The 12,626-nt window shown below is 37.7% G+C and carries 10 protein-coding genes; 5 read left to right on the top strand and 5 right to left on the bottom strand.

Annotation, left to right across the window (positions count from 1 at the left end; genetic code table 11):
• Positions 1–27 precede the first annotated feature (27 nt).
• A complete protein-coding gene (locus tag MKX39_RS14760) occupies positions 28–1,386 on the bottom strand; it encodes an alanine/glycine:cation symporter family protein (protein WP_340770061.1) in 1,359 nt (452 codons plus the stop codon).
• Positions 1,387–1,576: 190 nt separating this feature from the next.
• Between MKX39_RS14760 and MKX39_RS14755 the strand changes: the two genes are divergently transcribed.
• Together MKX39_RS14755 and MKX39_RS14750 are read left to right on the top strand one after the other, a co-directional pair.
• Entirely contained in the window at positions 1,577–1,960 is a 384-nt protein-coding gene (locus MKX39_RS14755) for a hypothetical protein (RefSeq protein WP_093538154.1), read from the top strand.
• A 26-nt stretch (positions 1,961–1,986) separates the two neighbouring features.
• Complete coding sequence (locus tag MKX39_RS14750; protein WP_340770059.1) at positions 1,987–2,955, top strand: YihY/virulence factor BrkB family protein; 969 nt, start codon at positions 1,987–1,989, stop codon at positions 2,953–2,955.
• 30 nt (positions 2,956–2,985) lie between these two features.
• Here MKX39_RS14750 and MKX39_RS14745 read toward each other — a convergent pair whose 3' ends face one another.
• The 3 genes from MKX39_RS14745 to MKX39_RS14735 form a co-directional block, all read right to left on the bottom strand.
• Positions 2,986–4,896: a heavy metal translocating P-type ATPase gene (locus MKX39_RS14745; RefSeq protein WP_340770057.1), complete on the bottom strand. Its 1,911-nt coding sequence runs from the start codon at positions 4,894–4,896 to the stop codon at positions 2,986–2,988.
• A 144-nt stretch (positions 4,897–5,040) separates the two neighbouring features.
• Complete coding sequence (locus tag MKX39_RS14740) at positions 5,041–6,570, bottom strand: fumarate hydratase (protein ID WP_340770055.1); 1,530 nt, start codon at positions 6,568–6,570, stop codon at positions 5,041–5,043.
• Positions 6,571–7,219: 649 nt separating this feature from the next.
• Positions 7,220–7,405, bottom strand: coding sequence for an SE1561 family protein (locus MKX39_RS14735; protein ID WP_093538158.1), 186 nt, complete (start codon positions 7,403–7,405; stop codon positions 7,220–7,222).
• Between the two features lie 391 nt (positions 7,406–7,796).
• On the opposite strand from MKX39_RS14735, the gene MKX39_RS14730 reads away from it, so the two are divergent.
• Together MKX39_RS14730 and MKX39_RS14725 are read left to right on the top strand one after the other, a co-directional pair.
• Entirely contained in the window at positions 7,797–8,975 is a 1,179-nt protein-coding gene (locus tag MKX39_RS14730) for an MFS transporter (RefSeq protein WP_340770053.1), read from the top strand.
• Entirely contained in the window at positions 8,972–10,723 is a 1,752-nt protein-coding gene (locus tag MKX39_RS14725) for a methyl-accepting chemotaxis protein (RefSeq protein ID WP_340770051.1), read from the top strand. Before MKX39_RS14730 ends, MKX39_RS14725 begins: the two co-directional genes overlap by 4 nt.
• Positions 10,724–10,780: 57 nt before the next feature.
• Here the strand turns inward: MKX39_RS14725 and MKX39_RS14720 are convergent, their stop codons facing one another.
• Entirely contained in the window at positions 10,781–11,008 is a 228-nt protein-coding gene (locus MKX39_RS14720; RefSeq protein ID WP_340770049.1) for a hypothetical protein, read from the bottom strand.
• Positions 11,009–11,243: 235 nt separating this feature from the next.
• Between MKX39_RS14720 and MKX39_RS14715 the strand changes: the two genes are divergently transcribed.
• Positions 11,244–12,440 (top strand): MFS transporter, encoded by a 1,197-nt coding sequence (locus tag MKX39_RS14715; protein ID WP_340770047.1) that lies wholly within the window; start codon positions 11,244–11,246, stop codon positions 12,438–12,440.
• The last annotated feature ends 186 nt before the right edge of the window (positions 12,441–12,626 follow it).

Genomic DNA, 12,626 nt, shown 5'->3' with positions numbered 1-12,626 from the left:
TTCACGCTACGCCTACAATGTCAAACACTAAATAGATTTTGATGCCTCTTTTTCTTCTTTTAATTTCTCCTGGATTTTCTTCGTTTCATAAATAATTACTCCAGACAGTCCTAGAAGACCTATTAAGTTAGGAATTGCCATTAATGCATTGGTAATATCAGAGAACGTCCAGATTAAATCTAGAGAAATAACTGACCCAACAAATACCATCAAAACAAAAGCAATACGATATACAATTAGAAGAGAAGGATTTTTAAATAAATATTGGAAACATTTCTCGCCATAATACGCCCATCCGATAATGGTAGAAGAAGCAAAGAATATCAATCCAATTGCCACTACGATTGGTCCGAGGTCACCTAAGAAGTGGCCGAATGCTCCGGTTGTAATTTCATTTGCAGCTAAGCTTTTATCCGTATATATACCTGACATAACAATTGTAATACCAGTAATCGAACAAATGATAAATGTATCAAAGAACACCTGTGTCATGGAGATAAGTCCTTGTCTACCTGCAAGATCTGTTTTTGCAGCAGCAGCCGCAATAGGAGCAGACCCTAAACCAGCCTCATTGGAGAAAACTCCACGAGCTATCCCGTAACGAATAGCGGCACCGATTGCTCCGCCTGCAGCGGCTTCACCAGAGAACGCCATTTTGAAAATCGTAGCAAAAGCTTCAGGTATTGCAGTAACATTCATAACCATGACTATTAATCCAGCAGCTACATAGAATATAGCCATTACAGGAACAAAAATTGCCGTAACCTTACCGATAGATTTAATACCACCTAAAATAACTAAAGCAGCAAATACAGTTAGTACAATTCCTGTTATCCAATTATCAATACCAAATGTAGCATTAACTACTCCAGCAACGGAATTCGATTGTGTACCGTTACCAATACCGAATGCCGCAATTGCTCCAAAAATTGCGAATAAAACAGCTAGCCACTTTTGTTTTAAGCCATGCTCTAAATAGTACATAGGTCCGCCGGCCATTTCGCCATTCGCATCTTTTACTCGATACTTAACTGCTAGTACGGCCTCTCCATATTTTGTTGCCATCCCGAAGAATGCGGAAACCCACATCCAAAATACTGCTCCTGGTCCACCTAGAACTATAGCAGTGGCAACTCCAACAATATTACCAGTTCCCACTGTTGCAGCCAGTGCAGTCGTAAGAGCTTGAAACTGTGAAATATCTCCTTCTGCTGACTTATCATGGTTTTTGGAGAAAACTTGCTTTAAAGCAGCAGGTAACAAGCGTAATTGTAAAATTCCTAAACGCACTGTCAAATAAATACCTGTACCTACTATTAATACAAGAAGTGGGATACCCCATAAAAAAGTTGAAACGGAACCTAAAAACTCATTTAATTTTTCCATCGACAAGAACCTCCAAGTTTTTTAAAATGAACTCTATCATCCTTTCAAATTATTTATCCTTGTTACAATATTCGTAAAATTATGAGTTCTAGTCAAGGATATTTTTTAAATATATAAAATTATTGTTTGATTCTTTTTTACTGAGGGTATAATTAAATCATCTATATAGTTAAACTTGGAGGTAATTCGGATGAGTGAAAATAAATTTGTAAAAGGCATTTTATATGGAGCAGTTGTGGGGGGAGCAATCACCCTACTAGATAGAAAAACTAGAGATTCAGTTATGAACAAAACAAGATACGTACGAAATGAAATTAAGTATTACAGCAAAAATAGAGAAGAGTTAAAAAACAATATTGAACAGCAAATAACAAAGTGGAAGTCTGTCTATGATCAATTTTCATCGGATGCTATGTATTTAACAGAAAAAGTGAACGAGGCTAAAGAAATAACGCCTCAGGTTAAAACTTTATTTACAGATACAAAAGATGCATTTTCCCAATCAAAAGAAGAATACAAATCAATCGTAGTTCCTGAACAAGAAGAAAAAAGTATTTTTGAACCAAAAAAGTAATGGCCATAACGAAAGGAGAGGATGAAGTGAAAGAATTTCATAAGACTGAAGAACATGCGAACCCTTCATCCTCAAATAGTAGTTGGTACGAGAAGTTAAAATTTCTTAATATAAAGAAGAAGGAAAAGCAAGACGTGCACCATGATCTTACAACATGGTCGGGATACATAAAGCATTTAATACAACATATTCAAAAAACAGATATTGCTGGATTAGCAGCTCAGTTAGCCTACTTCTTTCTATTATCTTTATTTCCCTTACTAATTTTCATAGTTACTTTGTTGCCGTACTTAAATATAGACGAGGCGCAAGTCTTCCGTCTATTAGAGAACATCGCGCCACAGGAAGTATATATCCTTATTAGTGATACGTTATCTGAAGTTCTTACAAATAGAAATGGTGGGCTATTATCCATCGGGATCATTGGTACGATATGGTCTGCTTCTAATGGAGTGAATGCAATAGTTAAGTCGTTAAATCTTTCATATAGATTGGAAGAAACAAGACCCTTTATAATTGTTCGACTATTATCTATCGTGTTTACGTTATTAATGATTATGTTGTTTGTAGTAGCACTCGTATTACCAGTCTTTGGTCAGCAAATCGGAACAATTCTCTTCTCATACTTTGGGTTTGAAGAAAGTTTTGTAACGCTTTGGAATAATTTAAGGTGGACGATTAGTCCATTAATCATGTTTATCGTTTTAATCGCATTATATTGGATTGTCCCGAATACAAAACTATTCTTAAGAAGTGTATTACCAGGAGCTGCTTTTGCAGCCATTGGTTGGCTTCTAGTATCATTAGGATTCTCTTTCTATGTTAGTAATTTCTCTAACTATTCGTCCACCTATGGAAGTATCGGGGGAATCATCGTATTAATGTTATGGTTATATATATCAGGGAATATTTTGTTGGTTGGCGGTCAAATAAATGCAGTTATGCAGGAACGTAAAATAGCATTAAGAAAAAAAGAAACAGAAGGACACGTATAAACGTGGTCTTCTGTTTCTTTTTAAGTTCTCCTATATATTTCGATTCAACATACGTAATCCATTTAATATAACTAATATGGTACTGCCTTCATGACCAATAACTCCTAATGGAAGATCTACTACTTGAAGGAAATTAGAGACAATGAGTAGGGCGATTACCGTTACGGAAAATACGATATTTTGCTTAACGATACGTCGCATTTTACGTGACATCTTCACTGCGTACGCAATTTTAGATAAATCATTTTTCATTAGTATAATGTCAGCGGTTTCTAGTGCCACATCTGTACCTTCTCCCATGGCAAATCCAGTAGTTGCTGTTGCAAGTGCTGGAGCATCATTTATACCATCTCCAACCATCCCAACAAACTTATGTTGCTGTAGTAATTCTTTCATATGCTTCACTTTAGTTTCTGGTAAACACTCTGCAATATATTGGTCAATACCAGCCTCTTTTGCGATGACACTTGCAGTCTTTTCATTGTCCCCTGTAAGCATTACCGTTTTAATACCAAGGGATTGAAGTTGTTTAATCGCAGCCTTTGCTTCTTCACGGACCGTATCTTTTAATGCAGCGACTGCAGCTATTCCTTTTTCATCTCGCATAAAGATAACTGTTTTTCCTTCTTCAGCAAGTGTAATAGCGATACCATTTTGAAAGGCAAAGGCATCTTTCCTATCAACAAAGTCCGGTTTTCCAACTAGTATTGTCTCTCCATCGATAGTAGCTTGTATTCCAAATCCAGGTTTGTCTTCAATAGGAATAAGGGGTAAATTTCCTACACCTTCAGATTTTGCAAAGGCTGTAAGTGCCTGAGCTAGTGGATGATTGGATTGACCTTCAATAGTTGCAAGTTTTGTTAAAGTAGCTATTCTATCTAAATCTGGTCTAACTAAATAATCTGTTACAACGGGTTTCCCGGTTGTTAATGTACCAGTTTTGTCTAATGCGATTGCTTTCATCTCACTGATGTTTTCTAAATGTACTCCACCTTTAAATAATATCCCCATTTTAGCACCGTTCGAAATTGCTGCTAAAGTGGCTGGCATGATTGAAGCGACCAGAGCACAAGGAGATGCCACTACCAATAAAACCATTGCGCGATAGAATGTGGTGTTCCAGTCCCATTCAAGTAGGTAGTGGGGAAGGAACAGCATAAATGCTACTGAAATTAGAACCACTTTCACATACGTACTTTCAAAGCGTTCGATAAACTGTTGAGCAGGAGATTTTTCATCTTGAGCTGTTTGCACAAGATTAATAATTTTTTGGAATAGCGAGTCCTTGTTATCCTTCGTCATTTCCATCGTAATAGCACCGCTCATATTAACAGTTCCTGCGAAAAGTTCATCATTTAATTGTTTAGTTACAGGGATTGACTCGCCACTTATAGCAGACTCGTCAACCACAGTAGTTCCGCTTAGTATTTTACCATCTGCAGGAATTCGTTCACCTGGCTTTACAATTAAGTGATTGCCTACTAAAAGTTCACTTACTGCAACACGAGAGCTAGTGCCATCATTATTTAAACGCAACGCTTCATCGGGTTGGAGCTCCATAAGAGAGGAAATTTCCTTTTTGCTTTTATTCATCGTGTACGTTTCAAGGGCACCACTTACAGCGAATATAAATATTAGAATAGCACCTTCCGTCCAATAACCAATGATGGATGAGCCTATTGCTGCAAGTATCATCAGTAATTCTACATTTAGTTCTTTTTCTTTAAATGTTTCTATTAAACCTTCTTTGGCTTTTGCATATCCACCTATTATAAATGCAAGTAAGTAGAAAATAATTGATGCAGTTTCTTGCTCGGTGTTTCCTAACAGCCAAGCTATGAGGATTAGTATCCCAGAGAAAAGAGCTGCGATCAATTCAATATGAGACTTTAAGGTTTCAAGAAATAATGGGGTAGATTTACTCTTAGTTATTGTTGTCATATAAAAACCTCCTTGATAATGATTTTCAATATTAATAGTCCTTATAAATGAAGAAAATGGACTTCCAATAGGAAATCCATTTTGTATTCATTACTAATTTATAATTATTATAATCTAGAGGTTTTTATAAGTCAACTGTTTACATTAACTGAATACTTTTTCTTTATAAGCTGATAGTTTTTCAAGTGAAGATTTTTCTACATCAGCATGTAAGCTGTTACCATGGGAATCCATTGTTACTACAGCTGTGAATTTTTCGACACGAAGATGCCACATAGCTTCAGGAATGCCGAATTCCATCAAGTCCACACCTTCTACGCCTTTGATACAATCTGCATAATACTGAGCAGCTCCGCCGATTGCATTTAAGTAAACTCCACCATGTTCAGAAAGAGCAGCAAGTGTTTTGGGACCCATTCCACCTTTACCGATTACTGCACGAATGCCAAATTTCTTCATAATATCGCCTTGGTAAGGTTCTTCACGGATAGATGTAGTTGGACCTGCAGCACGTACATGCCAGTCACCTGCATCATCTTTTTGCATGACAGGACCACAGTGATAAATAATTTGCCCATTTAAGTCAACTGGTGCATCATGGCTCATCAAGTGGTGATGTATTGCGTCACGGCCAGTATACATACGACCACTGATTGAAACAACATCTCCGACCTGAAGTGCACGAATTTGTTCCTCTGTAATAGGAGCTTGTAATTCTACTACTTTTTGAGGAGCTTCTTCGGACGATTGGTCTTTGAACTCAATTTTCTCTCCATCTTGGTAGTGCCATTCGATAATTTCACCTGTAGTGGAGTTTATATTAATCGCCATACGACGGTAAGCCCAACAATTATAAGCAACAGACACATAGAAACTTGCAGGAATACGGTGCATTACTCCAATTTTACAGCCAAGTAATGTAGCTTCTCCACCGAAGCCCATTGTACCAATGCCTAGTGTGTTAGCTTTTTCAACTATATATTGCTCTAATTTTGCTAGGTCAGGATTTGGGTTTGTATCTTCTACATGACGGAATAATTGTTCTTTTGCTAAATCATATCCAGAAGATCGATCCCCACCGATTCCTACTCCGATAAAGCCAGCTGAACAGCCTTGTCCTTGTGCTTGATAGACAGAATGTAAAATACATTTGCGAATTCCGTCTAAGTCACGACCAGCACGACCTAATCCTTCTAACTCAGTAGGCAGGCTATATTGAATATTTTTGTTTTCACAGCCGCCACCTTTTAAAATAAGCTTCATCTCAATGTAGTCGTTTTCCCATTGCTCAAACTTAACGACAGGAAGACCATCACCTAAGTTATCCCCACTGTTAGCACCAGTTAAAGAGTCAACAGCATTTGGACGAAGCTTTGCATCTTTAGTAGCTGTAGCTATTGCACGCTTAATCGCTGCTTTAATTTCTAATTGGTTCACGCCAATAGGTGTTTTAATCTTGAAAGTTGGTAAACCCGTATCTTGGCAAATAGGAGAAACATTATCATCTGCCATTTGAATATTGTTTGTGATCGTATCTAAACTCATCGCAGCTCGAGTACCAGCATTTTCAGCAGCTTTTGCCTTTTTTATCGCACGTCGAACATCCTTAGGTAAATTTGTAGAAGTTTCGGTAATTAAATCATAAATACTTTTCTCTAATTGCTCCAATTGCATGAGGTGAACGCTCCTTTTATATGTAAATAGGTAACAAACATTACAAGTATACTATTTTATGGAGATGAAAAAAAGAGTAGCTGAATAAATACATGGAATGGCGTAATTGCGGGGACAGTGGCTTTCAGGGGAAAATGCTTTCACACTAGTAGAGGCTTAGGAGAGAGGTGTATCCGTCGGGAATCACCCGAGTGTCCAAGTGAGTGGTCATCCGCCTGAGAGAAGGAGCTATACGCCCGAGATCCACGGCTAACCGCCCACAAAACACCCGAGCGCCCAAGAGAACAGCTTGTCCGTCCGAGCGAAGTAGGTATGCGCCCGAGAACCAAGGCTATCCGCCCACAAAACACCCGAGCGCCCAAGGAAACAGCTTATCCGCCCGAGGGAAGTAGGTATGCGCCCGAGACCAAGGCTATCCGCCCACGAAATGCTCTAGCGCCCAAGAGAACAGCTTATCCGCCCGAGCGAAGTAGCTATGCACCCGAGAACCACGGCTATCCGCCCACGAAACGCCCGAGCGCCCAAGAGAACAGCTTATCCGACCGAGCAAAGTAGGTATGTGCCCGTGAACCAAGGCTATGCGCTCGAGAACTACAACCATCCATCCACGAAAAAAAAGTTCGGAATGATTTCATTCCGAACTTCTTAATTATTCTTTTGTGTTTTTAAACTGTTCAACTTTTAACTCAAGGTCGTCCATCATTTGAATCAGGCGGTCTATATCTTCAAGTTCAGTTGTTTCAGGTTCGATTGTGTCCAAAACTTCTAGAAACATTTGAAGTCGATCTTTTAAATAAGATACTTGTTGTTCTGGATTTGAAATTTGTTTACCCACAGAATAACACCTCACTTTAGTATAGGATATAGGAAATTGTAAAGAAAAGATAGGTCTAAAGAGTTAATTTAATGATTTTTATATTTACAATGTTTACAATATTCTGTTTATATGATAAAGTATCAATAAGATACATAGAAGGGAGGCCGTAGTGAACAGTCGACCATTCTAATCAGTTGAAAGAGGGTGTATAGACATTTCACCGGCAGACAGGCCGAAAATGCAGTTATGAATATACAAGTAAATAATAGTTATATGTAAAGGCTCAGTCCATTATCTTACAGAGATATCGGCTGAGCCTTTTGTTGTGTAAATTTATATATTACCCATTCTTATTCTCTGCTAAACTAAAGCTATTATGAAATTAGTTTGGATAAAAAGAGGTATTAATATGCATGAATTTACATTAGAAGAAAAAAGACGTTTTAGAATATTGGTTGCTATTGTTTCAATATCTGGTTTTTCGCAAGGGATGTTGCTTCCTTTAATTTCTGTAATTTTTGAACAAGATGGTGTTAGTGCTACTTTAAATGGATTAAGTGCAACTGGATTATACATAGGTACGTTGTTAATCTCTCCTTTTATGGAACCACCTCTACGAAAATTCGGATACAAACCGATAATAATTGTAGGTGGACTTCTTGTTATTGTGTCCTTAATGCTTTTTCCTTTGTGGAAAAGTGTAGCCTTTTGGTTTGTGTTGCGGCTATTGATCGGAATTGGTGATCATGCTCTTCATTTTTCGACACAAACTTGGATTACTAGCTTTTCACCACAGCATCGATTAGGTAGAAATATTGCTATTTACGGATTATCATTTGGCATAGGTTTTGCGGTTGGACCTTTATTTGTCCAATTAGTGGAGATCTTTGAAGGTTTACCGTTCATTGTTTCGAGTATCCTTTGTTTAAGTGCGTGGGTTCTTGTATTCTTCATTAAGAATGAGAAGCCTGAAGTTTTTTCCGATAGTGCCTTAATAGCTGGGACCTGGAAACGCTTTGGAGCAGCATTTGCAGTTGCATGGATAGCATTTATACCACCGTTTAGCTATGGTTTTTTGGAGTCTTCACTGAACGCAATCTATCCTGTGTATGCACTACGTAATGCTCTAGACGTTACAGATCTTTCTTATATATTAGCAGCATTTTCTATCGGAGGTGTTGTATCTCAGCTGCCATTAGGGGTATTAAGTGATCGTATCGGTCGAAGAAAAGTGTTGATCGTAGCATTGGCCATGGGCTCTTTAACATTTGGTATAGCTAGTATGTTCGAAACTTCCGTTCTAATTATAGGAAGTATGTTTTTTATAGCAGGTACATTTGTAGGTTCAACGTTTTCCCTTGGTATTTCGTATATGACCGATTTAACACCAAAAGAATTACTACCAACTGGCAATTTACTCTGTGGAATTTTCTTTAGTTTAGGAAGCTTGTCGGGACCATTTTTAGGTGGGCTTTTCATACAACTATTTGATGGCCTAAGTTTCTTAATACTTATAGCTCTATTGTTAGGTTCATTATCATTTCTTATACTCATCTCCAATCCACAGAAGAAAGGTCGATTGTTATGAAGCAAAAATCATCTAAGTTAGGAAGTAAAATTACACTCTATATTGTCGTAGGGATACTATTACTCGTAGCATTATTTACCACTGTCCTTGTTTACAACACGAACAAAACTGTAAAAGATTCATTAGGGGAAAATGGTATACATATTGCGCAAAATATCGCTACGTTAGTAGATGTTCCAGCCTATGAAGAATTTAAAAAGAACCCTGAACAAAATGAAAAGTACTGGGAGTTAAGAGAAGAGTTAAATAATTTACTAATACAAAATGGCATATTATATGCGTATATTACGGATATTCCTAAAGAAGGAGAAACAGCCACCATCATTGTCGATGCTGCAGGAAAAGATGATGATAGCGCTTATTTACCAGGCGATATAAGTGAAGGAACAAATTATGAAGCTGTAGAAGGTGCATTAACTGGAAGTGGAAGCTACACAGACTTAATTGAGGATGAAGAATACGGGGAATACCTATCATCGTATGCTCCTTTGAAAAATGAAGCAGGAGAAATAATTGGGGTTGTAGGAGTTGACATTTCTGCAGCGAATGTCCAATTAATTCAACAAAAAAGCTTAAAAGAATCTGTTCCTTTTTCTTTGATAATGGTTATTCTGTTAGGTACAGTCATCACTTTAATACTCTATCGTTATGTTCGAACTGCCTTGAAGCCACTAACAAATATGCAAGATGCTTCTATTAAGTTTGCAAATGGAGACCTTCGAGGGGCTGAGGAAGTATTAAAAACGGTGTCATTAAAACAAAATAATGAAATATCCGATTTTGCTAAATCATTCCGAAAATCCATTGTTCAATTATCCTCTATTTTAACAAATATGAATGGAACAGCGGGTTCGCTATTAAAAGTATCTGATGAATTAGAGGAAGTAATGAAGTCAGTTAGATCCTCAAATGATGAAATATCAGAGAGTATTTATAAAATAGCTTCTGGATCTGAAATACAGAAAACAAATAATGATGAAGCTCTAACTGCTATGGAAGAGATGACTATTGGCATCCAGAGAATTGCAGATTCTTCTACCTCAGTGGCCACATCATCTAGTGATATGACAGAACTTGTTACCTCAAGTGCAGCAAATTCTATGACAGTAGTTCACCAGATTAAAAACGTCGAGACTTCTGTACTGGCAACTGAAAAACATGTGAAAGATCTAGGAGAAAAATATCAATCCATTGAAGAGATGGTTACAGTGATTACAGGTATTGCTGATCAGACGAATCTACTAGCATTGAATGCAGCTATTGAAGCGGCTCGGGCAGGTGAAGCAGGGAAGGGCTTTGCTGTAGTTGCAGATGAGGTTAGAAAACTAGCAGAAATGTCGAGAAACTCTGCGGAAGAAATACGTGATCATATTCAAGGATTCCAAACAGTAACTGTTCTAGCACTAGAAGAAATGGCTAGAAGCGCAAAAGATGTACAAAGTGGATCATTAGCCGTCGAAGAGATCGGAAACGACTTGAATAAGGTACTGGAATCTGTTGTCCGTGTAAATGAAGAAGTACAAGATGTTTCAGCTGTAACAGAACAAATGTCTGCAAGCTCCGAAGAAGTACTTGCATCCATGGAGCAAGTTACCGCTATTGTAAATGAGTCAGTAGAACAAACGAAAACTGTTGCTGTTTCGGCAGATTATCAAGTGGATACCGTTGAAAACTTAGACAAAACGATTCAAACTCTACAACAATCAGCCCATCAGCTTCAAAAAGCAATTAACCAATTTAATCTGTAATAGCGAAGCACTAAGGTTGTTCTTTTTTAAGAACAACCTTAGTGCTTTTTCTTTTGGCTATTTTAAAGATAAAGGCTTTTCTGGTCTATTAGGGCAATATTTGCAACTAGGGTCACTACATTTAGATTCTATCCAACTATTACATTTAGGACAAAAATACGTATCAAAATTATCATAATAAACTAAATTAAACTTGCATGTAGAACAATACTTTTCTTGTTCAATTTGACCATAAAATTCAAAGTCATCTACTATCACTTTGCTATCTACTTCTTTTATTTCCATGAAAATCTTCCCCTTAAGTTCATTTCCTACGTCCCATCTCTGAAAATAACATTATATAAACAACTCTTGACAATATTCTGAATAATAGGTTAGTCTGAGTTAATTATAGTAAAGGGAGAGATTCATATGCAAAGAATAACACTGACTTCTTCATTCAAATTGGAGGGCATGTTGGTTTAATAATATGATCTCCGATTTGATTCAATCCAGAATCAACTAAATCGGAGGAATTATAGTGAGCATACAAAATTTTTATTACACAATCACAAGTTCTAGATCGTTTTTTATCCAAATCGTATTTACATTAAATGCTATTTATTATGTAACGCAAGCAGACTTAAATGCATTGCAACTGGTTTTAATCGGCACAATTATGGAAGTTTCCGTTCTCTTGTTTGAAATGCCAACTGGCTTGTATGCAGATCACTACGGACGAAAGCGTTCACTAGCACTGGGCACAGTTATTATTGGTTTGGCACATGTCCTTGAAGGTAGTACGCCAGAATTTTGGGCGATTGCTTTCGCTTCTGCGATGTGGGGAATAGGCTGGACTTTCATAAGTGGAGCTGAACAAGCATGGATTGCGGATGAGTTAGACGGCGAAGACTTAGACACCACGTTCCTTCGTGGTTCCCAATTTTCTTCTTTTGCACGTTTCGTAGCAATTTTGGCCAGTGTGGCAATTGCGGCTGTTTGGTCGGTGCAAACGGCGATTATATTTGCAGGTGTCATGCTGATTGCCCTTTCATTCTGGGCATTCATCAAGCTACCCGAAACCAAGTTTGTCAAAGTAACACGTGAAAAAGGTGTCTCGGGTGTCACTCATATGGTTACCACTATCAAAGCTGGACTATCACAGATTCGTGGGAATACTATGCTAGTTAGCATAGCGGTAGTTACATTATTATGGGGACTTGCGAGTGAAGGATTCGACCGTTTATATGGAGCCCATTTCATTACTGACTATAATTTGTCGGAAGATGAGTCCATCTACTGGTTTGGTGCTTTTTATGCGATTGCATTTTTACTTAATATTGTCGTACTACGTTTTGTTGAGAAAAACGTGAAAGGTCGCTACGCGGATGTGCTATTGCTTATAAATGCAGTGTTGACAGGAACGATGCTAATTTTCGCATGGACAGGTCATTTCTGGATAGCTGTGGTGATGTACTGGGTGACAAGTGCACTGAGAAACGTAAACTATCCATTAATGAGCATCATTACAAATGAACAAATTGAATCGAAAGGTAGAGCAACAACACTTTCCATGTTTGGGCAACTTGATGCTTTCGGACAAATTGTTGGGGGCCCATTAGTAGGATTGTTAGCATTATACACAACAATTGCAGGAGGCATTTCGGCATCTGCATTCCTAATTTTACCCGTTCTTTATTTCTTATGGCGAATGAAGCGGAAAACGGTTCATTCATAATTTTTTAGTACTTGATGCGAATGAGCATCAGGTACTATTTGATTGGAGTGACATGTGATAAGAAGCTACTCCATCAATATGATGCCAGTTGTTGTAGCCCCTTTAGTTTAAGTGATAACCTTCACAACAATGATGTATGTATCTTTACCATAACCGTAATTGTGTAACTTTTCTGCTTACTTTACG

Origin of the sequence: Psychrobacillus sp. FSL K6-1464 (assembly GCF_038003145.1) — a bacterium.
Classification (GTDB): Bacteria; Bacillota; Bacilli; order Bacillales_A; family Planococcaceae; genus Psychrobacillus; species Psychrobacillus psychrotolerans.
The sequence above is the reverse complement of the archived record's forward strand: the minus strand, read 5'-3'. Positions and strand labels throughout refer to the sequence as shown.

Coding starts and splice junctions, on each gene's coding strand:
- MKX39_RS14760 (WP_340770061.1), bottom strand. CDS start 1,386: ATGGAAAAATTAAATGAGTTTTTAGGTTCCGTTTCAACTTTTTTATGG.
- MKX39_RS14755 (WP_093538154.1), top strand. CDS start 1,577: ATGAGTGAAAATAAATTTGTAAAAGGCATTTTATATGGAGCAGTTGTG.
- MKX39_RS14745 (WP_340770057.1), bottom strand. CDS start 4,896: ATGACAACAATAACTAAGAGTAAATCTACCCCATTATTTCTTGAAACC.
- MKX39_RS14740 (WP_340770055.1), bottom strand. CDS start 6,570: ATGCAATTGGAGCAATTAGAGAAAAGTATTTATGATTTAATTACCGAA.
- MKX39_RS14730 (WP_340770053.1), top strand. CDS start 7,797: ATGCATGAATTTACATTAGAAGAAAAAAGACGTTTTAGAATATTGGTT.
- MKX39_RS14725 (WP_340770051.1), top strand. CDS start 8,972: ATGAAGCAAAAATCATCTAAGTTAGGAAGTAAAATTACACTCTATATT.
- MKX39_RS14720 (WP_340770049.1), bottom strand. CDS start 11,008: ATGGAAATAAAAGAAGTAGATAGCAAAGTGATAGTAGATGACTTTGAA.